The 26,915-nt window shown below is 67.4% G+C and carries 6 protein-coding genes; 5 read left to right on the top strand and 1 reads right to left on the bottom strand.

Annotated elements, in window-relative coordinates; genetic code table 11:
• The first annotated feature begins 275 nt into the window (after window positions 1-275).
• The 4 genes from ZRA01_RS16095 to ZRA01_RS16080 all read left to right on the top strand — a co-directional run bounded on the left by ZRA01_RS16095 (window position 276) and on the right by ZRA01_RS16080 (window position 22,645).
• Window positions 276-1,676, top strand: a complete 1,401-nt coding sequence (locus ZRA01_RS16095) for a TolC family protein (RefSeq protein WP_141354065.1) — start codon at window positions 276-278, stop codon at window positions 1,674-1,676.
• A 143-nt stretch (window positions 1,677-1,819) separates the two neighbouring features.
• A complete protein-coding gene (locus tag ZRA01_RS21290; RefSeq protein WP_174851630.1) occupies window positions 1,820-19,468 on the top strand; it encodes a Calx-beta domain-containing protein in 17,649 nt (5,882 codons plus the stop codon).
• Between the two features lie 74 nt (window positions 19,469-19,542).
• Window positions 19,543-21,231, top strand: coding sequence for an ATP-binding cassette domain-containing protein (locus ZRA01_RS16085; protein WP_141354062.1), 1,689 nt, complete (start codon window positions 19,543-19,545; stop codon window positions 21,229-21,231).
• On the top strand, window positions 21,224-22,645 hold the full coding sequence (locus tag ZRA01_RS16080) for an HlyD family type I secretion periplasmic adaptor subunit (protein ID WP_141354060.1): 1,422 nt from the start codon (window positions 21,224-21,226) through the stop codon (window positions 22,643-22,645). The genes ZRA01_RS16085 and ZRA01_RS16080 overlap by 8 nt, the downstream gene beginning before the upstream one ends.
• A gap of 166 nt (window positions 22,646-22,811) precedes the next feature.
• Here ZRA01_RS16080 and clpB read toward each other — a convergent pair whose 3' ends face one another.
• Window positions 22,812-25,391: an ATP-dependent chaperone ClpB gene (gene clpB / locus ZRA01_RS16075; protein WP_141354058.1), complete on the bottom strand. Its 2,580-nt coding sequence runs from the start codon at window positions 25,389-25,391 to the stop codon at window positions 22,812-22,814.
• 208 nt (window positions 25,392-25,599) lie between these two features.
• Between clpB and ZRA01_RS16070 the strand changes: the two genes are divergently transcribed.
• Window positions 25,600-26,757 (top strand): ABC transporter substrate-binding protein, encoded by a 1,158-nt coding sequence (locus ZRA01_RS16070; protein WP_141354056.1) that lies wholly within the window; start codon window positions 25,600-25,602, stop codon window positions 26,755-26,757.
• Window positions 26,758-26,915 lie beyond the last annotated feature (158 nt).

Genomic DNA, 26,915 nt, shown 5'->3' with positions numbered 1-26,915 from the left:
TGTTAAGCCCCCTCGTTTGCATATCAGTCTACTTGGCTGAATTTAAATCACCGTTTGGCTAAAGCCACGCCCGGAAGCTCCGTAAACCCGAAGAGATTTACGACGATACGCATGAAACGGTAGATCCGTTGGCCGCCACGATCCAAGGCTCATCGGAAAAACCCGATCGGCACCAACGTTCCCGACAGAACAAAAAACTCGACTCAACCCTTTTACCGTCTCTGGGCTTCGACATTTCCAGACTCGCAACAAGATAAATACATTTGGGAGACATCATGGCTATCGGCAAGGCTCGCATCATTCTTCGTACCAACAGGCTGCTCATCAACATTGCGCTGGCAATCGGCGGCACAGCTGTCTGCGCCGGCGCCTTCGCAGCCGACAACTTTGCCGACAAGCTCGACCAGGTGCTCAAGGAGCACCGCCTGATGAAAATGGTAGATGCCGACGTGGCGACCGCCGGTGCACAGGTAGCGGTCGAAAGGACCGCCTACTTCCCCAAGCTGACCGTCGGCGCCGGCATCGGCAAACAGCACATAAACCGGGACATCGGCACCAAGGGCAACTTCGATCCGTCCGATGTGAACGTCGGTCTCAACCAGCTCATCACCGACTTCGGTCAGACCAACCGGCGCGTCGAGGCTGCCGAGACCGTTCTCAGCAAGGAAGGCAAGGAGCGCGACCTGCAGCGCCAAAACCTGGTTCTCGCCGCTATCGAAGCCCAGTTGCAGGTGATTCGCGCCGATCGCAGCCTGCGCTATGCGCAGCAATCCGAATCCAACATCAAGCGTCAGACCTCCCTGGAAAGCGCCCGCATGGAAGCAGGCCGGGGCTACGCCACCGATGTCCTGCAGGCCAAGGCTCAGCTCGCCGGTGCAGAGGCCCGCCGCGTGATCGCCGAGAGCCGCATGAGAGAGGCTAGCAACCGTTTCCGTGCCGTGTTCGGTGAGGCACCCGTCGACATCAGCAGCCTCCAGGCAGTGAACATTCCCGAATCCCTCCTGCCGCGCTCTGAAGCAGAGATCACCGAAATCATCAATGAACAGAACCCCGACGTGGTCGCCGCCGACGGACGTGCTGAAGTGACCCTGGCCGAACGCGACGTGCAGCGCGCCCGGGAGCTGATGCCGCGCCTCGCCCTGCAGCTCAACCAAATCCACTACAAGGACTACGACGGCATCAAGGGCGACCGCGACGACACCAAGGCTATGGTCCGCTTCGACTGGGCATTCGATCTGGGCATGAAGGCCGCCCGAGTCACCGAGGCGGCGGATCAGTCCGTGATCTCGGCCCGCGAGAAGGCTGCTTACGTTCGCATCCAGGCCCTTGAAGAAGGACGCAACGCATGGGTCGGCTGGCAGACGGCCCGGGAGCGCACCAACTACCTGATCAATCAGGCTCAGATCTCGGGAAACTTCCTGGATCTGGCGCGCAAGGAACGCGAACTTGGTCGCCGCTCCCTCCTCGACCTGCTGAACGGAGAGGTCGCCCTCATCAACGCCCAGAGCGATGCCGCAGCGGCCCGGGTGGACGAGGTGATTGCCGCCTACCGGCTGCTCCGCGCGATGGGTGGGCTCAAGCCAGAGGTTGTGCGTGCCCCGGGCGTGGTGATCCCGGCCGAGAAGCTCCTGCCCTTCACCACCGACGGCGCTTTCAAGATGTCTTCCGTCAACTGAGCCGAGCACATTCGCCCAGGCTTGCCCAATCCCCGGCTCGGGCAAGCCACGAAGAACACCCCGGATTTTCCAGACCGCCACATTCACGCCCGCAGACCAGGCCCTCGTCAGCGGGCGTGATGCTGTCTCAGGAGTAACAGGAAATGGCTGAACAGACCAACATCCAGATCGACACCCTCGCCCGCGCCATCCAGATCGTCACGGACTTTCTTGCCGGGCGGCCACAACAAGGTGTTGCCTCGCTCGAACAGGCCATTGCCCGCGCCGAGGCGGCCCTCATCAAGGGAGGCCTGAGCCCGACCGTGGCCAGGGACATGTCCCAGCAGATCCTGCTCTCCACCGAAAGCCGGAATTCCAGCGGCCTCTCCAACCCCCTGGAGATCGCCCGCAACTTACTGGGTGACTATCAGCCTTCGTTACTGCAGGGTGGTGATGGCGCGCGCATTACCGGCAGCAATCCAGGAGACGGCTTCAGTGCTCAGGGCAGTCCGTTCGATCCCGGACAGGGCAGCAGCCCGCGGGGCAGTCAGTTCGCCCCTCCCCCTCCGCTCGACAGCACCTACCGCCCGGAGATCACCGGCCTCACCGGCGAGGGCAGCAACACCCAGTCAACCCCTCCCCCCCCGGAACGGACCCAGCTCACCGGAGACGCCACGGGCAACGGCTTGCCGCGGCCAGGCACGCCGACCGAGTTATCCGTCCTCACTCTCGACGGGATGAACCCGGGGGTGCTGGGAGGCAGCAGCTCCGGCACCGGCAGCGGCCTCGCCAACCAGGGGACCGGTGGCGTCACGGGCGGCGGACTGGGCGTGTTTGCCAACTTCAGCGTCGGCGACGGCGGCTCCATCGGCGGCAGCCTGTTTTCCGGCATAGGCGGCGCGCCCGCCGCGACGCCCACGAGCCCCGGCAGCAACGAAGCCGCAGCCCCCACCACCCTCCCCGAAAGCCACGCCAGCGTCAGCGCTGCCCAGGCCCAGGTCATCGAAGGCGATGCCGGCAGCGCCGGCGTGCTGGTGTTCGTGGTCACTCGTGACAACCCCTTCACCCCGGCGTCAGCCCAATGGACGCTCAGCGGCATCGATGCCGCCCAGTTGGCCGATGGCGCGCTCACCGGCACCGTCACCTTCGGAGCCGGTCAGACCGAGGCACGGATCAGCATTCCCCTCGCTGGTAACCGTGACATCGAGTCCGGTCGCGAGCTCACCCTCCAGCTCCAGTCCCCCAGCCAGGGCCTGGTGATCGATCAGCCCATCGCCAGCACCCAGGTCGTGGATGACGATGGCACGGTAAGCATCAGCGCGGCCCAGGATATCGTTCTCGAGGGGCACTCCGGCACCAGCAAGGTCCTGAGCTTCACCGTGGTCCGCAGCGCCAGCGTGGGCGCCACTTCGGTCGACTGGTCCCTTGACGGCATGGACGCGGCCGATCTGGGCGGCACCCTTCCCTCCGGCACCCTGCAATTCGCCGATGGCGAAACTACCCGGCTCATCGAGATCACCCTCAGTGGCGATCGGACCATCGAGGCCGACGAAACCCTCAGCGTGATCCTCAGCAACCCGGGCGCCAACCTCAACGTTGGCACCGACCGGGCCAGCACCACGGTCGTCAACGACGATGGCACCTTCAGCATCACCGCCGACCAGGCGCGCGTCTACGAAGGGGACCAAGGCGGCACCCGCTTCCTCACCTACACGGTCACCCGCAGCAACGCCCTGGGCCCCGACCAAGTGAGCTGGAGCGCGTCCGGCCTTGATGCCACAGACTTTGTGGGCGGCGTACTGCCCGCCGGCACTCTCGACTTCTCGACCGGCGAAACCAGCAAGACCATCACCCTTCCCCTGGCCGGCGACCGTCTGATCGAAGCCGACGAGACGGTTACCGTGACCCTGGGTGGCAACGACATCCCCCCGGCATCCGCCTTCACCGAAGTCCTCAACGACGACGGCACCGTCAGCATCAGCGCAGATCAGGCCAGCGTCGTCGAAGGTTTCACCGGTGACACCCGGCCCCTCACCTTCACCGTCACCCGAACCCAAGCCGGGGCTGCCAGCAGCGTCGACTGGACGGTATCCGGCGTCGATGCCACCGACTTCGGTGGCATCCTGCCCTCGGGCACCATGGACTTCGCCGTCGGCGAGACGACCAAGACCATCACACTGAACCTGACCGGGGACGGCACGCCCGAACCGAACGAGCTCCTCACGGTCACCCTCTCCAACCCGGGCCCCAATCTGTCCCTGGCCACCGCCAGCGCCGCCACCACCATCCTCAATGACGACGCCACGGCCAACATCAGCGCCGTCACCGCGTCCATCGTGGAAGGCGGCGAAGCCGACACCCGCAGCCTCACCTTCAACGTGGTGCGCGACATCGACCTCAACGCCAGCACCGTGGACTGGTCCGTCAGCGGCCTCGACGCAGCGGCCTTTGGCGGCACCCTGCCGAGCGGCACGGTCAGCTTCGGGGTCGGCGAAACCAGCAAGACCATCACCGTCAGCTTCACCGGCGACCACGTCATCGACGTGGACAGAAGCCTCACCGTCACTCTGTCCAATCCAGGCCAGAGCCTTGGTATCGGGGTCGGCAGCGCCAGCACCACCGTGCTCAACGACGACGCCACCGTGAGCATCGCCGCCGTCGCAGCGGACGTGGCCGAAGGCGACGAAGGCAGCACCCAGACCCTCAACTTCACCCTCACCCGCGACAACGGCCTCGCTGCCAGCACCGTAGACTGGGCCGCCAGCGGCCTCGACGCAGCCGACGCGGGCGGCCCCCTGCCCAGCGGCACCGTCAACTTCGCCGTCGGCGAGCTGAGCAAGACCATCAGCGTTCCCATCGTCGGCGACCGCAGCATCGAGCCCGACGAGACGCTCACCGTCACCCTCAGCAACCCCGGCCCCAACCTGAACCTCGGCACCACCACCGCCAGCACCGTGGTGATGGACGACGACAGCCTGGTGTCCATCTCTGCTAACGCGGTACAGGTGCTCGAAGGCGACACCGGCACCCAGACCCAGGTCAGCTTCACCGTCAGCCGCGCCGACGGCAGCGCCACCTCGTCGGTGGACTGGGCGGTCAGCGGCCTCCCTGCAGCCGACTTCGGCGGCACCCTGCCGGCCGGCACCATCCACTTCACCGTGGGCGAGACCAGCCGCGTCATCACCGTGGCCTTTGCCGGTGACCGCATCGTGGAACCCGACGCTGTGCTCACCGCCACCCTGTCCAACCCCCAGGGCAACCTGCGCCTGGGCGACGCCGTGGCGTCCACCAACGTCATCAACGACGACGTGGGCTTCAGCCTGATCGGCGACACCCTCAGCGTCGTCGAAGGCGCCAACGGCAGCCAGGTGGCCCTGAGCTTCCACGTCACCCGCTCCGAGACCTTCGGCCAGGAAGCCGACATCTCCTGGCGTTTCGTGCGGGTAGGTGTCCGCGCCGCCGACGCCAACGACTTCGTCAGCGGTCAGGACGCCCTGGGCGGCAACGACGGCCTGCCCAGCGGCAGCATCCATTTTGGCGCCAACGAGATCTCCCGGACGGTCACCGTTCTCGTCAAGGGCGACGCCCTTCAAGAATACGACGAGACCTTCGGCATCGTGCTGGTCAATCCGCCCTCCGGCATGCAGGTCATCAACGGCGAAGCGTACGGCAACATCTACAACGACGAGACCCTGTTCAATGTCGCCGCCGTCACCCCGTCCACCCTCGAGGGCAACGGCACCGGCGGGCGTCAGGCCTTCAATGTCACCCGCAGCGGCGATCTGAGTCAGGCGGGCGCCATCGGCTACAGCATTTCCGGCTACGGCGAATCCCCCACCACCCCCGACGACTTCGCCCTGGGCCAGGCCCTTACCGGCACGGTCAGCTTCGCCGCCGGCGAATTCAGCAAGCTCGTCTACGTAGACATCTCCGGCGACAGCACCCTGGAGGGCTTCGAGACCTTCGCCCTCACCCTCGATCCGCTCAACGCCAACACCCAGATCGACGTGGGCACCGCCCTCGCCGTGATCGCCCCGGACGACCAGGCGCTCTCCATCGTCGCCCGCGATGCCGTCCGCAAGGAAGGCTCGGTCGTCAATCAGCCGCAGCTCTTCGCGATTACCCGCGTGGGTGACCTGTCCGGCAGCGCCACCGTCGAATGGCAGATCAGCGGTAGCGGCGCCAATCCGATGAACGCCGCCGACTTCGGCGGCAGCCTGCCCTCCGGCAGCGTCACCTTCGCGCCGGGCCAGAGCGAGATCGTCATCGCCATCACGCCCACGCCAGACAGCCACCTGGAAACCCGAGAAGACTTCACCGTCTCCATCACCAGCAGCACGCCGGGCGCCATGGTTCTCCAGGGCAGCGCTATCGGCATCGTCCTCAACGACGACTCCGGCTTCGTGCTCGACGGCACCGCACTCACCACCAACGAAGGCGACAGCAACGCCACCCGCCAGGCCAGCTTCACCGTCACCCGCAGCGGCGATCTGACGGTTGCCGCCAGCGTGGACTGGGCCCTCGAGTTTGCCGCCATCGACGGCGTGGACAGCAACGACTTCCTGCCCGGCACCGTGTTCTCCGGCACCCTGTCCTTCGGACGCGGCGTCAACAGCATGGTGGTGAACCTGCCCCTCACCCCCGACCACGGGGTCGAGGCCGATGAAGGCTTCACCGTCCGTCTGTCCAACCCCTCCGCTGGTTCCGAGATCTCCATCGGCGAATCCGCCGGCCTGGTCCGCAACGACGACGTGGTGCTCGCCCTGCAACCCGGCGGCTCCGTCACCGAGGGCAGCGGCGGCACCACACAAATCCACTTCACGGTGGTGCGCAGCGGCGACACCGCGGGGAGCGACAGCATCAGCTACAGCGTCAGCGGCGCGGCCACCGGCGCCTCGGCGAATGGCGCCGATTTCGTCGGCGGCGTGCTGCCGGTCGGCACCCTCAGCTTCGCGGCCGGCGAGACGAGCAAGGACATCGTGCTCGACATCACCACCGACTCGCAGCTCGAGAGCGACGAGGGCTTCGTCGTCACGCTCGGTGCGCCGGGCGCCGGCGCCACCGTCACCAACGCATCAACCACCGGCACGATCACGAACGACGACCACGTGCTGAACATCGCCGCGCAGGTCGGCAGTGCCCCGGAAGGTGCCAACGGCGCCACCACGACCCTGAGCTATCTGGTCACCCGGACCGGCGACCTCACCCGGACCGGCCAGGTCACATGGACGGTCGCGGGCAGCGGTGGATCACCGGCGAACGCAGCGGACTTCGTCGGCGGCGCGCTCCCGGGCGGCATCCTGGATTTCGCCGCCGGCGAAGCAAGCAAGACCATCACCATCGACGTCGCCGGCGACTATGCCGACGAGGCCAGCGAGACCTTCAGCGTCACCCTGTCGGCCCCGGCGACCGGCTCCACCATCGGCACCGGCAGCGCCACGGGCACCCTCGTCAACGACGATACCGGCCTCGCGATCAGCGCCACCACCACCGCCCTCGTCGAAGGCGACAGCGGCACCCAGGCCCACACCTTCACCGTCACCCGTACCGGCGTCACCACCGGCACCACCACCGTCGACTGGGCCCTCACCGGCAGCGGCGGCCAGCCCATTGACGCAGCCGACTTCGGCGGCACCCTGCCCTCCGGCAGCCTCAGCTTCGCCCCTGGCGCCCTGACCCAGACCATCACCGTCTACAGCAGCGGCGACAGCACCGTCGAGAGCACCGAAGGCTTCACCATCACCCTGTCGGGCGCCGACGGCAACACCGAGATCGTCACCCCCAGCGCCACCGGCAGCGTCGTGGCCGACGACATCGGCATCAGCATCAGCGCCGGCACACCCAGCGTGCTGGAAGGCAGCACTGGCCAGTCCCGCGTGCTCCAATTCACCGTCACCCGCAGCGGCGACACCGCCTCGCCCGTGAGCATCGACTGGGCCGCCAGCGGCATGGACGCCGACGACTTCGGCGTCGGCACCCCCCTGTCGGGCAGCCTCAGCTTCGCCGCCAACGAAACCGTCAAGCTCATCAGCCTCACCCAGACCGGCGATGATCTGAACGAGAGCAACGAAACCCTCCTCATCACGCTCACCAACCCCGCCGGCAACCCGGCTCACGACCGGACCTACATCACCACCGCCACCGCCAGCACCGACGTCACCAACGACGACTCGACCTTCGGCATCAGCGCCGACACCGCCAGCCAGGCCGAACGCAACACCGGCGACGGCGCCTCCACCGCCTTCACCTTCACCGTCACCCGGGGTGGCGACCTGTCCCTGGCCCAGGACATCGACTGGCTGCTGCAACTGCCGGGTGGCGCCGGATCGGCCTCCATCGCCGACTTCATCGCCGGCCAGGACCTGCTGGGCAACAATGGCGGCCTGCCCTCGGGCACCGTCAGCTTTGCCGCAGGCGCCAGCTCCGCCACTGTCACCGTGCAGGTCAAGACCGATGACCAGGTGGAAGTCGACGAGTCTTTCAACATCGTGCTGCAGCCGGCCGGCGCCAACACCGCCCTCACCGGCACCACCGCCAGCAGCACCATCACCAACGACGACACCGGCTTCTCCATCGTCGCGCTGTCTGCCGACCACGCCGAAGGCAACAGCGGCACGGTCACCTACACCTATCGTGTCACCCGCGCCGGCTCGATCAGCGAAGCCGCAACCGTCGAGTGGGCCGTCACCGGCAGCGGCAGCGACCCAGCCGACGCGGCCGACCTGGGCGGCAGCCTGCCGGGCGGCACGCTGAGCTTCGCCGCCGACCAGGCCAGCCAGACCCTCAGCATCACGGTAGCAGGCGACACCGAGGTGGAGCCGGACGAGAGCTTCACCGTCACGATCAGCAACGCCCAGCTCACCGGCGCCACCCCGCAGAACATCCAGGACGCCACCGCCACCGGGCGCATCGCCAACGACGACCAGCGCTTTGCGGTCAGCGCCGCCAACGCCGCCATCGCCGAAGGCAGCAGTGGCACCACCCAGGTGGCCTACACCGTCACCCGCACGGGTGACCTCAGCGTGGCCGCCACGGTGGATTACACCGTCACCGGCAGCAACGGCGCCAACACCGGCGACGTGGCCGGCGGCGTGCTGCCCGTAGGCACCCTGACGTTCGGCGTGGGTGTCAGCGAGCTGGCCGTCACCTTCGACGTCAATGGCGACACCCTCGCCGAGGCCAACGACGAAACCTTCACCCTCACCCTCGGCAACCCATCCGCCGGCGCCACCCTCGGCACGTCCACCGCCACCACCGTCATCAACAACGATGACACCAACTTCGTGCTCAGCGCCCCGGGCAACACCGCCGAAGGCACCAGCGGCACCACCTCGGTAGTGTTCACCGTCACCCGCAATGGCGACACCAGCGGCGCCGGCAGCGTCACCTGGGCCCTCGGCGCCTCCGCCGGCCTCACCACCGCCGACTTCGTCGGCAACCAGGACGCCCTCGGCACCAACAGCGGCCTGCCCAGCGGCACCGTCAACTTTGCCGCCGGCGAGACCAGCAAGAACATCACCCTCAACGTCCAGGGCGACCTGACCGTCGAGAGCGACGAGACCCTGCAGGTGGTGCTCGGCACCCCGGTGAACGGCTCCATCCAGCCGGGCGACGGCAGCCAGAGCACCACCCTGCTCACCGACGATGACGACTTCAGCATCGGTACCGCTACCGCCACCCGCGCCGAAGGCAACACCGACGGCAGCGTCACCTACACCGTGACCCGCAGCGGCTCCCTCGACGGCGCCCGCGACCTGACCTGGACCATCACCGGCACCAACGGCTTCGACACCGCCACCGACCTCGCCAACGGCCAGGCTGCGACCGGCACCGTCAGCTTCGCCGACGGCCAGAGCAGCGCCAGCATTGTGGTCAACATCAAGGGCGACTCCACCGTCGAATCCGACGAGACGATGACCGTCACCCTCTCCGGCGCGCCGGCCAACAGCAACATCGTCACGGCGAGCGCCTCGACGGTGATGACCAACGACGACGCGGGCCTCGCCATCACCACGCTGCTGGCGGACAAGAACGAGGGCAACGCCATCATTCCGTCGGGCGAAATACCGGCCAACAACACGTCGCTCTTTTCCGTCGAGAGCAACGGCACAGCTCAGGCAACGCTGGAAATCAACGGTGACGTCGACTGGTTCCGCCTCAACCTCACGGCGGGCCACACCTATCAGATCAGGCTCGAAGGCTCCGGCAGCGGCGGCGGCAACACCCTGCTCCCTCCTGAAATCAAGGCGATCTACAACGCCGCCGGAACCAGCCTTGGCTATAACGCCAACTGGGGAACAGGCGCTCCGCAATACACGGCACAAACGTCTTTCACCCCTGCGACCAGCGGGACCTACTTTGTCGCGGCTGGAGCGCATTCCTCGTACAACGGGGTGTATACCCTGCGGGTGACGGACCAGACCACACCGGGCGCCGATGTCAGCATTCCCAACATCGAACCGCTCGCCTTCACCTTCACCATCACCCGCAGCGGCGACACAAACCAGGCCAGCACCGCCGAATGGCGGGTCGCCCAGGGCGTGGGCGTCAATGCGGCAGACTTCGGCAGCGTCGGCTCCCCGGACCTGCTCGGAGACAACAACGGCCTGCCCAGCGGCACGGTGAGCTTTGCCGCCGGCGAGACCAGCAAGACCCTCACCGTCAACATCGCCACCGACAACACCCTGGAGAGCAACGACACCTTGCGCGTCGTGCTCTCCACCCCTTCGTCCGGCACCGAGATCCTTACCGCCAGCGCCGATGGCACGGTGCGCAACGACGACGCCGAGCTCAACATCACCGCCGGCACCGCCAGCGTGACCGAAGGCGATGCCGGCCACGGCACCGGCGCCGCCTTCACCTACACCGTCACCCGCAGCGGCAACCTGGACCAGGTGACCACCGTGAACTGGAACGTGGTGCACGGCACCACGAACTCGGCGGACTTTACCAACGGCGTCGCGTCAAACCTCACGCCCAGCGGCACGCTCACCTTCAACTCGGGCCAGGCCACCCAGACCATCACCGTCTACACCTACGGCGACACCGGCGTCGGCAGCGTGGAAGGCAACGAGAACTTCAGCATCGCGCTCTCCGGCACGAACGCCGGCAGCTCGCTGGGGGCAACCAGCACCTACGCCAGCACGATCACCGAAAACGACACTCTGCTGACCCTGTCCGCGGATGACTACAGCAAGGCCGAAGCGACGGCCGGCAACACGACCACCTATACGTACACCATGACGCGCACCGGCAACACCAGCGGCGCGAGCAGTTTCACATGGACAGCCAGCAGCCAGACCGCGCTGGGCTACAACACTTACGTCTATGACCACACGCAGAGCCGTCTGGAAAACAACGTCGCCAACAGCTCCGATCTCCAGGGTGGCTTTGCTTCAGGGACGATCAACTTCGCAGCCGGTGAGACCAGCAAGACATTCACCGTGACCGTGAATGGCGATGACACGCCGGAGGACGACGAGTGGTTCTCCATCAACGTTACCGCCACCAGCGGTTACGACGAGGTCAATGTTGTCTATGACGACCCTGGCCGCGCGACGGGCACGACGCTGCTCCGTCAATTTGACACCAGCTGGCGCTACTACGACGACAATACCCCCGTGAGCAGCGTGACCAATGGTCTGGCCAGCGACAAAAACTACCTGCTCACCTCCATCGAACGCGACGAGGCGGTGTTCTACCTGAGCGACCGCGAAGTCGCCAGCACCAGCGTGCAGACCCTCAACCCGGGCGACACGCTCTACAACCGCGCCGAGGGCGACTCACCGGCCGATGGCGGCACGGGCGCCACCGTCGTCAACATCGGCGGCACCGATTACGGCTACGTCGAGCACATCTTCGCCGTGCAGCGCCAGGTCGCCACCTCGGGCGCGGCCAGCGTGGGCTGGCGCGTCGCGAACTACAGCGGTATCAGCGCCGACGACTTTCTCGACGTCACCCGCGACGGCAACGGCAACATCACCGCCATCACCACCGCCAGCGCCTTCCCTTCGGGCACCGTGAACTTTGCCGACGGGCAGGCGTGGGCCTACGTCAAGTTCTACACCCGGCCGGACAACACCGGTGAGTACGACGAGCATTTCAGCGTCTATCTCGAAAACCCGAGCGCCGGTTCGTCGATCCACACTTACGACACATCAAGCTACCTCCAGTACAACCGCGGCGTCGTCATCAACGACGACACCCGCTTCGATGCCTCGGTCAATGACGTCACCGAAGGTGGCACGCTCACCTACACCATCACACGCACCGGCGATACACGCGGCACCGACACCGTCGACTGGTCGCTGGCACTGCCCGGCTCGGAAACCACCAACGAAGCCAATACCAGCACCGGCACGTGGTACAAGCTCGATCCGTCCGACATCGACAGCGTCACGCCTTCCAACGGCACCGCCACGCTCAACGCCGGCGCCTGGTCGGGCACCCTGACCTTCGTCGATGGCGAGACCACCAAGACCATCGTAGTGGTGACGACCGACGACAGCTGGACCGAGACCTGGCGAGAAGAGCTGCCCATCACGCTCTCCAATGCAAGCAATGTGGATGCCAGCGAGCCCAATCACGACCAGGAGACCGCCGCCACCGGCTATACCGACACCGCGCGCGTCTACGACAACGAATCCGATCCGCTGATCAGCGTGTCGGTAAGCAGCGCCGCCACCTGGGAAGGCACCGGTGCCGACGACGCAGCCAACGGCAACACCGTCACCTTCACCATCACCCGCAGTGATCAGGGCGGACGGGATGGCAGCCTTGACTACCCGACGACCGTCGGCTGGCGCCTCACCGGCAGCGCCATCAACTGGAACAGCGCGGCGGGCAGTGCCGAGATCAAGACCTATGGCGGCAACGCCAGCGGTGTATCCGAGCCCTACGAGAACCAGACCTACGGCCTCGTCAGCTTCGCGGCAGGCGAGACGACCAAGACGGTGGTCGTCACCTTCACTGGCGACCGCTACGTCGAGAATGACCGGACGCTCACCTTCAACGTGCTCGACCCGGACGACGCCGAACACTGGCCGCTCTACACCGACAGCTACGGCCCGGCCGACATCGACAACGCCCTGGCCAGCGTCACCACCACACTGAAGAACGACGACATCCGCCTGTGGGTCAACGGTTGGGACACGAACGCCGGTGACGGCGGTTACAACAACAATGTAACGACCACCGCCTACGAGGGCAACCCGCTGACGTTCAATGTCACGCGCGGCGGGCGCCTCGATAGCGACGTGGTCGTGAACTACACGATCAGCCACGGCAGCACCACGGCCGGAGACTTCCAGACCACCACCGGCAGCGTCACGCTGGCCGCACGCCCGACGGCCTACGGCGAGTACACCTACAGCATCTCGCTGGCCGACATCCTCGGGGACGACACCACGGTCGAGTCCAACGAAACCTTCACCCTGCAGCTGTCGTCGCCCGCGGATACCGCCGGGGCCGCCGTCCGCTTCCAGAGCTACTGGCTCGACGCGAACAACAGCTACACCGCCCCCGCCACCACCCTCAACATCGCCGGCACCGTCCGCGACGACGACAGCACCTACACCCTCACCCCGGCCAGCACCAGCCTGGCCGAGTCCGACACCGGCGCCAACCAGACCTACTCGCTCACCGTCACCCGGGGCGGTACCGGCTACAGCGGCCCCGCCACGGTTTACTGGCGGGTGGTGGCCGAAGGCGCCAACCCGGCCAACGCCACCGACTTCACCACCACCGATTCGCTCGGCACCAACGGCGGCCTGCCGTCGGGCACGCTCAGCCTGGCCGACGGCGTGCTGACCGGCAACATCAGCGTACTGGTGCGCGGCGACATCACGGCGGAAAACAACGAAACCTTCCGCGTGGAGATCTACCAGGACGTGCTCACCGGCCCGTCACCCAACATCACCAATGCCCAGAACATCTCCAGCGGCACGCTCACCATCGTGGCCGACGACACTGGCATCAGCATCGCCGACGCCAGCATCGCCGAGACCGACGCCAACCAGACGCTCACTTTCACCGTCACCCGCTCCGGCGATCTGTCCGGCGCCTCGACGATGAACTGGAACCTGGTCAACGGCACGACCAATGCCAGCGACTTCAGCGGCGCCACCACCGGCACCGTGAGCTTTGCCGCCGGCGAGAGCAGCAAGACCATCAGCGTCACCGTGGTCGGCGACACCAGCCCTGAAGCCAACGAGACCTTCACCCTCCAGCTCAGCAACCTGACGGGCGTGGATGACGCCATCGACGTGTCTGCCGCCGCCACCATCGGCAACGACGACTCGGCCTTCGCAATCACGGGGGCCGCCGCCAGCTCGGCCGAGAGCAGCAGCCAGACCTTCACCGTCACCCGCACCCACAGCACGAACCAGGACCAGACCATCAGCTGGACAGTCTCGGCGGGCAGCGCCGATGCGGCCGACTTCGGTGGCAGCCTGCCCTCCGGCTCGGTCACCTTCGCCCCGGGCGAGACGAGCAAGACCATCACCATCACGCCCACCAGCGACGCCACCCCCGAGACCGACGAAACCTACACCGTCCAGATCGCCCTGGGCGCCGGCACCACCGGCGACAGCATCAGCACCGCCACGGCCACCGGCACCATCGAGAACGACGACGCCGTGTTCCACATCGCCGCCACCCAGGCCACGATCCAGGAAGGCCACAGCGGCAGCACCAGCCTCACCTTCACCGTCACCCGCGGCGGCGACACCAGCGGCGCCGGCAGCGTGGACTGGAAGCTCAGCTCGGCCAGCGCCAACGCCGCCGACTTTTCCACCGGTGACGCCCTCGGCAGCAACGCCGGCCTGCCCAGCGGCACGGTCAGCTTCGCCGACGGCGAATCCACCAAGACCATCACCATCCAGGTGGTCGGCGACCTCGCCGTGGAAAGCGACGAGAGCGTCACCGTCACCCTCTCCAACGCCAGCGGCGGCCAGATCCAGACCGCCACTGCCGTCATCGACATCCTCAACGACGACGCCACCATCGCCATCAGCGCCCTGTCGGCGGCCAAGGCCGAAGGCAACAGCGGCACCACCGCCTACACCTTCACCATCACCCGCAGCGGCTACCTGGGTGAAGCCGAGACGGTCGATTACGCCATCACCGGCACCGGCCTCAACCTGGCCGACGGCGCCGACTTCGGCGGCACCCTGCCCTCCGGCACCCTGACCCTGCCGGCCGGTCAGGCCAGCGTCACCCTCACCGTGCTGGTGAGCGGCGATCTGGCCGGCGAACCGGACGAAGGCTTCACCGTCACCCTGTCCGATCCGTCCAGCGGCGTCAGCATCACCACCGCCACCGCCGACGGCACCATCCAGGCCGACGACGTGGTGTTCGACGTCAGCGCACCAGCCACCGCCCTGGAAGGCAACACCGGCGACACCACCTACTTCGACTTCGTGGTCACCCGCAGCGGCAACCTGAGCGCCTCCCAGACCCTCGACTGGAGCGTCGCCGGCATCAACGCCGACCCCACCAGCGCGAGCGACTTCGACGCCACCAGCGGCAGCATCACCTTTGCCACGGGCGAAACCAGCAAGACCATCCAGGTTCCGGTCAAGGGCGACTACGCCGGTGAAGCCAACGAGAGCTTCCGTCTAAGCCTCACCGGTCCCGACGGCGTGGTGTTCACCCACAGCACGGCCGACGCCACCATCACCGACGACGAAGCCTCCCTGCGTATCAGCGGCACCACCGCAACCCGCGTCGAGGGCCCCGACAGCACCACCACCGACCTCACCTTCACCGTCACCCGCAGCGGCAACCTGGATCTGGCGGCCACAGTCGACTGGGCCGCCACCGCCGGCACCACCGATGCCGCCGACTTCCTGGGAGGCGTGCTGCCCAGCGGCAGCCTGTCCTTCGCCAGCGGCCAGCTGAGCAAGACCATCACCGTCACCGTGCAGGGCGACGTGGAAGTGGAAAGCAACGAAACCTTCACCATCGACCTGTCCAACGCCTCCACCGGCGCCGACATCATCACCGGCAGCGCCACCGGCACCATCACCAGCGACGATGTGGACTGGACCGTCACCGGCGTCAGCATCCCGGCGGTCGAAGGCGACGGCGCCAGCCACGACTTCGTCTTCCGCGTAACCCGCACGGGCGGCACGGCCGACACCACCCTCGACTGGAGCGTGACCGGCTCCGGCACCCATGCGGCCGATGCCGCCGACTTCCTGGGTGGCTTTCTCCCCAACGGCACCCTCAGCTTCGCCCAGGGCGTGATGTCCCAGGACATCGTCGTCCAGGTCGTCGGCGACAGCCTGCTGGAGCACGACGAAGGCTTCACCGTCACCCTCACCGCGCCCGCCGACAGCCTCACCCACAGCTTCACCAGCCAGAGCGCCGATGCCACCCTCGTCAATAACGACGACGTGATGTCGATTGCCCCCCTGGCCGCCGACGGCGCCGAAGGCTCCGGCGCCTCCGGCACCCTCAGCTTCACCGTCACCCGCACCGGCAGCACCGCCGGCAGCTCCAGCGTGGGCTGGCGCATCGTCCACGGCGACACCGTGGCCGGCGACTTCGTCGCCACCTCGGGCACCATCAATTTTGTCGATGGTCAGAGCAGCGCGGTGCTCGACATCGCCATGGTGGGTGACCGCAACGTGGAATCGGACGAAGGCTTCAGCGTCGAGCTCCACACCCCCGGCACCGGCAGCACCGTGGATGCCGGCGCCGCCACCGCCGCTGGCACCATCCGCAACGACGACGTCGATCTGGCCCTGTCGGCCGCCGTCGGCAGCGCGGTCGAAGGCGACACCGGCAACCCCGGCCAGCTCAGCTTCACCGTCACCCGCAGCGGCGACCTGTCGGTAAGTACCTCTGTCAACTGGAGCGTGGTGGCCGGCAGCGCCGTGGCGGCCGACTTCGCGGGCGGCGTGCTGCCGTCAGGCAGCGTCAGCTTCGCCACGGGTGAAACCACCCAGACCATCCTGGTCGACGTGGCCGGCGACGGGCTGGACGAAGGCAACCAGGACTTCACCGTCCAGCTCTCCGGGCAGAGCGCCCACGCCGACATCACCAGCAACAACGTGATCGGCACCATCGTCGACGACGACGACACCCTCACCGTCTCCGCCGTCTCCGCCAGCCATCCGGAAGGCAACAGCGGCACCACCGCCTTCACCTTCCGCATCGACCGCAGCGGCACCTCCACCGGCACCGCCAGCGTCGACTGGAACGCCGCTGGCTCCGGCCTGCGCCCGGTAGGCAATGGCGAGTTCGTCGCCCAGACCGGCACCGTCACGTTTGCCGACGGCGAGACTAGCCAGAAATTCACCGTTTATGTAAACGCCGACACCCTCGGCGAATACGACGAAACCTTCAGCGTCTCCCTGAGCAACCCCAGCTACGGCTCCACCGCAGCCGCCACAATCGCCACCGGCACCGTCATCAATGACGACGCCGTGCTGCTGATAGCCGCCGACGCCGCCTCCACCCCGGAAGGTGACACCGGCGAGGAGACCCCCTTCACCTTCACCGTCACCCGCAGCGGCGACACCTCGGTGACGTCCAGCGTGCTGTGGGAGGTGATCCCCAGCGGCGCCAATCCGGCCAACACCCAGGACTTCGGTGGGGTCTTCCAGAGCGGTGCGGTCGCCTTCGGCATCGGCGAAACCACCAAGACCATCACCATCACCGTAGCCGGTGACGACACCGGTGAGACCGCCGAAGGCTTCTCGGTGGTCCTCAACGACGCGGTGGGTGCCACCATCCTCGCAGGTACGGCCAGCACCCTCATCGGCAATGACGACACCGGGCTGACCCTCACCGCCATCGGCGGCAGCGAGAAGTACGAAGGCGACACGGGCGTCACCAACTTCACCTACCGGATCGAGCGGCTGGGCAGCAACACCGACGGCGTCACGGTGAACTGGCACGTGGAAGGCGTGGGCAGCTACCCGGTCACCGCCAGTGACTTCGTCGGCAACTCGCTCCCCAGCGGCAGGGTCACCCTGACGTCAGGCCAGACCATCCACGACATCATCATCCCGGTCTCCGGCGACAACGTGCTGGGCCCCGACCAGAGCTTCCGGCTCGTGCTCACCGACGCCGTCGGCATCGATCTGATCAACGACCAGGCCGCGGGGGTCGTCCTCAACGACGACAACCAGGTCAGCGTCACCGCCATCGACACGAGCCTTGCCGAGGGCAACAGCGGCGGCGGCACCGCCTACCGCTTCACCGTCACCCGCGCCGGGGCCGACGAGCTGGCGGCCGACATCGACTGGCAGGTGGCCGGCAGCGGCTCGGCCCCCGCCAACGCCGCCGACTTCGTGGGCGGAACGCTGCCCGGCGGCACCCTGCACTTTGCGGCCGGCGAGACCACCAAGGAGCTCATCGTCCAGGTCGCCGCCGACACCTTGGGCGAATCCGACGAGCAGTTCTCGGTGCAACTCTCCAGCCCTGGCGGCGGGGTCACCGTCAACCCGCTGCAGTCCAGCGCCGCCGCCACCATCATCGGCGACGACATGGCCGTCACCGTGCTGGCCCTGGACGTGGATAGAGGCGAAGGTGCCGCCGGCGCCACCACTCCCTTCACCTTCCGCGTGCTGCGCGCCGGCCCTGACAGCGAAGCCGTCACGGTCAGCTACAGCGTTGCCGGTGCGGTCAATGCCGACGACTTCCTGACCCCGCTCACCGGCACCATCAACCTGGCGGCAGGCGTCAGCGAGAGCCTGTTCACCCTGCAGGTCAAGGGCGACGCCGTGCGTGAGGGCGACGAAGCCTTCAACGTCACCTTCAGCCACCCGGCCATCACCGGCGGCATCACCGTGCTCGCCGGCACCATCCGCGACGACGACCAGGGCCTGCAGCTCACCGCCCCGGCCAGCATCGTCGAGGGCGACTCGGGCAGCACCATCGCCACCTTCCAGCTCACCCGCGGCGACACCAGCACCACCGATACCTTCTACTGGAAGATCCTCGGCGGCGCGCTGCACAGCGTGGATGCCAGCGACTTCGCCGGCGGGGTCTTCCCCACCGGCAGCGTCACCTTCAACGCAGGCCAGAGCAGCGCCAGCTTCAGCATCAACGTCGCCGGCGACACCCTGGTGGAGGGCAACGAATCCCTGCTCGCCATGGTCACCTCCAGCGCCAGCAGCCCGGTGGCCCTGGCCTCCGCGGTGGCCCAGATCACCAACAACGACCTGGCCGGCGGCGGCAACGACACCCTCTCCGGCACCTCCGGCGAGGACAACCTGCAGGGCCTGGGCGGCAACGACACGCTGTTCGGCTACGCCGGCGCCGACCACCTCCAGGGCGGCGACGGCGATGACGTGCTGATCGGCGGCAGCGGCGCAGACACCCTCAACGGGGGTGCCGGTGCCGACCGCTTCCACTTCGAGCTCCCGGGCGACGGCATGGACGTGATCAGCGACTTCGCCGCGGGCACCGACCACCTGAGCTTCGACGCCGGCAACTTCGGCGGGCTGAACACCCTCAGCTCGGTGTCCCAATCCTTCGACACCGATGCCCTGACCACACTGCAGGCCCTGGCCAACCAAACTGACGCCAGCGTGTATCGGGTCGGCTTTGCGGCGGGCAGCTTCCAGTTTGGCACCGGCAGCAGCGGCCAGCTCGACGAGCTGGAGGCGGCCATCACCGGAGGCAACCACACCGGCTCGGCCTTCTTCCTGATCTCCAACGGCGACGTCACCCGCCTGTACTATGATGCCGACACCAGCGCCGGCACCGACGGCAGCGGGCTGGTCGCCCTGGTGGAGCTGGCCAACCAGCCCCAGGCCGAAACCCTGCCCACCGACGTCATCGCAGCGCATCCGGTCTGAGCCCGACGGCACCCTGCCCCGGCCTCCCGAAGGGGAGCCGGGGCGGTGCCCCATGAAACCACCCCCGTGAACCGATGAACGAATTCTGGCGACGCCTCGCCCTTCACCCCCGGCTCCGCATGGAGCTCTTCCTGTCCTCCCTGCTGATCAACCTGCTCGGTCTGGCCGGCTCCCTCTACAGCATCCAGGTCCTCAACCGCTATCTGGCCCTGGGCATCGACAGCACCCTGCTGACCCTCACCGTCGGCGCCCTCATTGCCGTGGTCTTCGAGCTGGCCCTGCGCTCGGCGCGGCTGCGCATTGCCCAGTGGCTGTGCGCCCGGGCCGACGCAGCGCTGGGAGAGGCCGTCTTCGACAGCAGCGTGCGCGGCCAGTACGCCCTGCTCGAGCAGCTGCCGGTGGCCGCCCGCCGGGAGATCCTGTCCGGCCTCGCCACCACCCAGCAGAGCTTTGGCGCCAGCAACCTGATCACCCTGCTCGACGCCCCCTTCGCTCTCGTCTTCCTGCTCGTGCTGGCCCTGCTCAACCCCATCCTGGCCCTTACCGCCATCCTCGTGATGGGCGGCGTCGTGCTGGTTTCCCTGCTCGCCCAGCGCCGCCTGCGGGAGCCCATGGAAGCCCAGAGCCGCAGCGCCATCCAGCTCGCCGGCCACCAGCAGACCCTCACCTCAGGCACCGAGCTGGTGCGGGCGTTCCAGGCCGCCGGCGCCCTGCGCGAGCGCTGGAACCAATGCACCACCGAACTCACCGGCCTGCGCGCCACCCTCGGCAGCCTGCAGAACACCATCCAGAATGCCAGCTACGCCGGCGGCGTGCTGCTGGGCATGCTGATGATGGCCATGGGCGCCCGGGAAGTGCTGGCCGGGCAGCTCGACGTGGGCAGCCTGATCGGCGCCAACATCCTGGCCGGCCGGGCGCTCGCCGCCCTCACCCGGGCGCTGGGCCTGGGCGAGGCCATCGGCCGCGGCCAGCGCGCCCTGGAGCTGATCCGCCAGCTCAACGCCATCCCCCAAGAGCGCAGCGACGGCATGACCCTGGGCCAATATGGCGGCAGCCTGCGTTTCGAGGATGCCGCCTTTGCCTACCCCAAGCAGCCCACCCCAATCTTCGAGCACTTCGACTTCGCGCTGCCCGCCAGCGGCGTGCTGGCCGTGATCGGCGCCAACGGCACCGGCAAGACCACCCTGGCCCGCCTACTGGTGGGTCTGCTGGAGCCGACCCGCGGCCGCCTGCTGGCCGACAACATGGACCTGCGCCAGGCCGACCCCGGCTGGTGGCGCCGTCAGGTGGCCTACCTGCCGCAGGAGCCCCTGTTTTTTGATGGCACCCTGCGCGAAAACCTCACGGTGATGGCCCCCGACACCCCGGACGACGAAGTCCTCGCCCTGTGCCGCGAGCTGGGCGTCGGCCCCTTTGTCGAAGGCAGCGCCGACGGCCTCAGCCTGGTCCTGCGCAACGGCGGCAACAGCATTCCCCTCGGCATCCGCCGCCGCCTCGCCCTGGCCCGGGCACTGCTGGGCAAGGGCCGGGTGGTGGTGCTCGACGACCCCACCGAAGGCGTCGATGCCGACGGCTGCAAGGCCATCGCCGGCGTCCTCAACCGGCTGGTCAAGTCAGGGCACAGCCTGGTGGTGATGAGCAACGAGGCTTTCATCATCTCGGCGGCCCAGGCGGTGATAGACCTCAATCAGAAGCCCCAGCCCCGCATTGTCCACGCACCGGCAGCGCCCGCGGTAGCCGCCGGAGGTAACACCCATGACTGACTCCACCCACCTCACCGAGCCCCCGACGCCCACCGCCACCCGCCTCGGTCGCTTGGTCGAGCGCGTCCTCGGCGCCTTCGAGACCCATCCGCTGCTGTCCCGCCTGACGCGGCTGGTCCTGCCTCCCCGCGAGGAAGACGGCCAGCCCACCGACGCCCTCCTCGGCAGCCGCCTGACCATCCGCCTGCTGGCCCTGCTGCTGGGCGCCCTGCTGCTGTGGTCGCTGCTGTTCACCCTCGACATCGCCAGCCACTCCACCGGCGAGGTCACCACTGCCGGGCAGACCAAACTGGTCCAACACCTCGAAGGCGGTATCGTGCGCCGCATCCTGGTGCGCGAGGGACAAGCGGTCAAGGCCGGCGAGCCCCTAGTGGAGGTCGAGCGCACCGCTGCCGAATCGGACATGCGGGAGCTCGACGCCCAGCTCGGCGCCCTGCAGATCAAGGCCCTGCGCCTCGAAGCCCAGCTCAACCGCAAGTCGGACTTCAAGGTTCCCGCCGATCTCGCAAAGCGCTTTCCGGATCAGGTGGAAACCGCCCGAGCCCTGCTGCTGGCCCAGAAATCCCGGGTCGGCAGCAGCTACGAAGCCCAGTCCCAGAAGATCAGCCAGCGCAGCGCCGAGCAAGCCGAACTGCAGGCCCGGCGCGCCCACACCGAGGGCAAGCTGCGCCTGCTGCGCCAGCAGATCGAAATCAGCCAGAAGCTCCTCGCAGAGGGCCTGGCCAACCGCTACGAGCACCTCAACCTGCTGAAAGAAGAAGAACTGGCCCGGGGCACGCTCAAGGAAATCGACGCCTCCCTGCGCCGGGTGGCGGCAGCCCAGAAGCAGGAGGACGCCTCCCTGCGCTCGCTCGACTCGGGGGACAGCGAGCAGTTCCAGAAAGACCTCGCAGAGACCCGACGCCAGATCGCCGAGCTCACCGAGCGCAGGCAGAAATTCACTGATTCGCAGGGGCGCCTGACAGTCCGCTCGCCGATCGACGGCGTGGTGATGACCCTGCAAGTCGTGACCGAAGGCGGCGTGGTTCAACCCGGCGGAACACTGATGACGCTGGTGCCCGCCAATGAGCCGCTGCTGGTGGAGGCCCGCCTGCCCGTGGGAGACATCGGCGTCGTGCGGGTCGGTCAGGAGGCGCGCATCCAGCTCGTATCCTCCGTGGCGCGAGGATTCCAGCCAATCAACGGAAAGGTGGTGCTCATCAGCCCGGATTCAATGCTCGACGACCAGAAGATACCCCACTACCGTGTCCGTATCGCCCCAACCGAAATGGCGTTCACGCATCGTGGCACGCGCTATCCGCTGATTCCTGGCGTGCCCGTTTCGGTAGCGATCCTGACCGGCCATCGCACCCTTTTCTCCTACCTCGCGGGCCCGATCGTCGATGGCTTGAACCTGACGTTTTCGGAGCCCTGACCCTGACCCGCCGCCTGCCGCACCGCCGGGCCGGCAGGCGGTGCTCCACGCCGAGGCGCATCGGGCCGGCTCAATGCAAAGAGGGCTGCCCGACCGGCAGCCCTCTTTTTTTGCACACCACGCCCGGCCCCGGGCGCCGCCCGCAGGCGGCCGCCCGGCGGGCGCGTCAGGCCTTCGCGAAGGCGATCTTCCCGCCCTCCACATCCACCCGCACGGTGTCCTTGGCGGCAAACTGCCCTTCCAGGATGCGCTTGGCGAGCGGGTTCTCGATGTGCTCCTGGATCGCCCGCTTGAGCGGCCGGGCGCCGAACACCGGGTCGAAGCCGGCCCCCGCCAGCTGGGCCAGCGCCGCGTCGCTCACGTCGAGGTGCATCTCGAGCCTGGCCAGGCGCTTCTCGAGGTAGGCCAGCTGGATGCGGGCGATCGACGCGATGTGCTTCTCGTCGAGCGCGTGGAAGACCACCACCTCGTCGATCCGGTTGATGAACTCCGGCCGGAAGTAGGTCTTCACCTCGCCCATCACCGCCAGCTTGATGATCTGGTAATCGTCGCCCGACATCTGCTGGATCATCTGGCTGCCCAGGTTGCTGGTCATCACGATCACGGTGTTCTTGAAGTCGACGGTGCGGCCCTGGCCGTCGGTCATGCGGCCGTCGTCGAGCACCTGCAGCAGCACGTTGAAGACATCCGGGTGGGCCTTCTCGACCTCGTCGAAGAGGATCACGCTATAGGGCTTCCGGCGCACCTGCTCGGTGAGGTAGCCGCCCTCCTCGTAGCCCACGTAGCCCGGCGGCGCGCCAATCAGGCGGGCCACCGAGTGCTTCTCCATGAACTCGCTCATGTCGATGCGGATCAGGTGCTCCTCGCTGTCGAACAAAAACTCGGCCAGGGTCTTGCACAGCTCGGTCTTGCCGACGCCCGTCGGGCCGAGGAACAAGAACGAGCCATACGGCCGGTTCTCGTCCGACAAGCCCGCGCGGGAGCGGCGGATCGCGTCGGCCACCAGGCGCACGGCCTCGTCCTGCCCCACCACCCGCTGGTGCAGCTTGTCTTCCATCTTGAGCAGCTTGTCGCGCTCGCCCTGCATCATCTTCGACACCGGAATGCCGGTGGCGCGGCTCACCACCTCGGCGATCTCCTCGGCGCCCACCTGGGTACGCAGCAGCTTGTTGGCCGGCTTGGTCTCGCCGCCCGCCTCGGCCTTCTTGAGCTGGGCCTCGAGCTGGGGCAGCTGGCCGTACTGCAACTCGGCCACCTTCTCGAGCTTGCCCTCGCGCTGCAGCTTGACGATCTCGGCCTTCAGGCGGTCGATCTCTTCCTTGATGTGGGCCGACCCCTGCACCGCGGATTTCTCGGCCTTCCAGATCTCGTCGAGGTCGGAGTATTCCTTCTTGATCCGCGCGATCTCCTCCTCGATCAGCGCCAAGCGCTTCTGGGAGGCCTCGTCCTTCTCCTTCTGCACCGCCAGCTGCTCGATCTCGAGCTGGATCTTGCGGCGCTCCAGCTTGTCCATCACCTCGGGCTTGGAGTCGATCTCCATCTTGATCCGCGCCGCCGCCTCGTCGATCAGGTCGATCGCCTTGTCGGGCAGGAAGCGGTCGGTGATGTAGCGGTTCGACAGCTCGGCCGCGGCGACGATAGCCGGGTCGGTGATCTCGACGCCGTGGTGCAGCTCGTAGCGCTCCTTGAGGCCACGCAGGATCGCCACGGTGGATTCCACGCTCGGCTCATCCACCAGCACCTTCTGGAAGCGGCGCTCCAGCGCGGCATCCTTCTCGATGTACTTGCGGTATTCGTCCAGCGTGGTGGCGCCGATGCAGTGCAGCTCGCCGCGGGCCAGCGCGGGCTTGAGCATGTTGCCGGCGTCAATGGCGCCCTCGGCCTTGCCGGCGCCCACCATGGTGTGGATCTCGTCGATGAACAGGATGATCTTGCCCTCATCCTTGGCGATGTCGCCCAGCACCGCCTTCAGGCGCTCCTCGAACTCGCCGCGGTATTTGGCGCCGGCCAACAGGCCCGCCATGTCGAGCACCAGCACCCGCTTGCCCTTCAGGGTCTCGGGCACCTCGTGGTTGATGATGCGCTGGGCCAGGCCCTCGACGATGGCCGTCTTGCCCACGCCCGGCTCGCCGATCAGCACCGGGTTGTTCTTGGTGCGGCGCTGCAGGATCTGGATCGCCCGGCGGATCTCGTCGTCGCGGCCGATCACCGGGTCGAGCTTGCCCTGGCGGGCCCGCTCGGTGAGATCCACGCAAAACTTCTTGAGCGCCTCGCGCTGGCTCTCGGCGTCGGCGCTGCCCACGTTCTGGCCGCCGCGCACGGCGTCGATGGCCTGCTCCAGCGCCTTTCTGGTGAGGCCGTGTTCTTTAAGCAGGCGGCCGGTCTCGCCCTTGTCGTCGGCCAGCGCCAGCAGAAACATCTCGCTGGCGATGAACTCGTCGCCGCGCTGCTGGGCGGCCTTGTCGGTGAGGTTGAGCAGGTTGCCCAGGTCACGCCCGATCGACACCTCGCCGCCGTGGCCCTGCACCTTGGGCAGGCGCTCGAGGGCCTTGCCGAGGGCGGCCTTCAGCCCGGCGCCATTCACGCCGGCCCGCTGCAGCAGCGACGTGGTGCTGCCGTCGTCCTGATTGAGCAGGGCCAGCAGCAGGTGCTGCGGCTCGATGAATTGTTGGTCGTTGCCGACGGCCAGGCTCTGGGCGTCGGAGAGGGCTTGCTGAAACTTGGTGGTGAATTTGTCGTAGCGCATAAGGCCTCCGGATTCGGTCTGAAGCCTAGATGAGGGGGCCGCGCCGGAATTCAAGCGCCGCGGCTGCGAATCCGCCACCGCGGCCCACGCCCCGTTTCGTGCAGCGCCAGCCGATACCCAATCGTCAATTTATGTTAACCTGCGCCGCCGCCCATCACGCACGGGCTGGCGTCCGTTTTCACCCCAGGGTTTTATCAGGAGCTTCAGGATGACGAATGCACAGCGCCCGAACAGGCAAACGCAGATCAACCGCCTGCTGGCCGGCGTCGGCCTTGTCGCGTGGTCGGCGCTGGCCGGCGCGGCCGACCTCGTCGTGGCCCACATGGCGCCCTTCACCGGCCCGGCCTCCATCGAGGCCGCCGAATACAACGCCGGCATCCGCCTGGCGATCAAGGCGGCCAACGCCGCTGGCGGCATCAACGGCCAGCAGGTCGTCCTCAAGACCGCCAACGACGAGTACAAACCCGAACAGGCCGTGGCGATCTTCCGCCAGCTGGCCGCCGAAAACACCGTCGCCACGCTGCTGCCGGTCGGCTCGCCGGCCATGGGCCAGATCCTCAAGGAGGGCCTGCCCGAGACCCTCAAGCTGCCCATCGTCGGCCTGATCCCCGCCGCCGAGCCCTTCCGCGCGGCCCTCAACCCCTACGTCTATCACATCCGCGCCGGCGACCTGAGCCAATACCGCAAGCTGGTCGAATACGCCCAAACCATCGGCGTCAAGCGGATCGCCGTGGCCTACGCCGACATCCCCTTCGGCACCGCCGGCCTGGCCGCCATCGAGGGCATGCTCAAGAAGCAGGGCCAGAACCTCGTCGCCCGCGTCGCGCTGCCCATGGCCGACCCGGCCCGGCTGCCCGAGATCGTCGACGCCCTCGCCCGCAACAGCCCCGACATCGTGTTCATGGTCTCGCCGGCCAAGCTCGCCGGGGATTTTCTCAAGGTCTATCGCGCCAAGGGCCTGAGCGCGCCCCTCGCAATGCCCTCCTACGGCAACGCCGACGTGCTGTGCGCCATCGCCGGCAAGGACAGCGCCCGCGGCGTGATCATGGCGCAGGTGATGCCCAACGTCTCCAACACCGCCATCCCCATCGTCCGGCGCTTCCAGGAAGACATCAAGAAGCACGGCGAGAAGGACATGCGTCCCAACATCCTGCAGCTCGAAGCCTACGTCACCACCCAGGTGCTCCTCGAGGGCCTCCGCCGCGCCGGTACCGCCGCCCCGCGCCAGAAACTCGTCCCCGCCCTCGACGCCCTTAAGCGCCTCGACCTCGGCGGCTACGCCGTCGAGTTCAGCCCCACCAGGCACACCGGCTCGGAGTTCGTGGACATCAGCATCATCGGGCGGGACTGCAAGCTGATGTTCTAGGCGCCCCCTGGGGCGAGCTTGCCCGCCCGCAGCCGGCCAAACCAGGGTAGATCCTTTGTTTGCCTCCGCGTGCGGCTGAAGCAGTATCTACAAGCCGCCCGTTCATCGCCCTGCACGTCGCTCCCAAAACCAGACCCCCTGCCCCCCCCTTGGCAGGC

This window comes from Zoogloea ramigera (assembly GCF_006539865.1).
In the GTDB taxonomy this organism is placed as follows: Bacteria; Pseudomonadota; Gammaproteobacteria; order Burkholderiales; family Rhodocyclaceae; genus Zoogloea; species Zoogloea ramigera.
Note: the sequence above shows the minus strand (reverse complement) of the source record. Positions and strands in the feature narration are given on the sequence as shown.

Bases quoted from the DNA above. Each gene is read 5' to 3' on its own strand.
- ZRA01_RS16095 (WP_141354065.1), top strand. From the start codon at position 276: ATGGCTATCGGCAAGGCTCGCATCATTCTTCGTACCAACAGGCTGCTC.
- ZRA01_RS21290 (WP_174851630.1), top strand. From the start codon at position 1,820: ATGGCTGAACAGACCAACATCCAGATCGACACCCTCGCCCGCGCCATC.
- ZRA01_RS16085 (WP_141354062.1), top strand. From the start codon at position 19,543: ATGAACGAATTCTGGCGACGCCTCGCCCTTCACCCCCGGCTCCGCATG.
- ZRA01_RS16080 (WP_141354060.1), top strand. From the start codon at position 21,224: ATGACTGACTCCACCCACCTCACCGAGCCCCCGACGCCCACCGCCACC.
- clpB (WP_141354058.1), bottom strand. From the start codon at position 25,391: ATGCGCTACGACAAATTCACCACCAAGTTTCAGCAAGCCCTCTCCGAC.
- ZRA01_RS16070 (WP_141354056.1), top strand. From the start codon at position 25,600: ATGACGAATGCACAGCGCCCGAACAGGCAAACGCAGATCAACCGCCTG.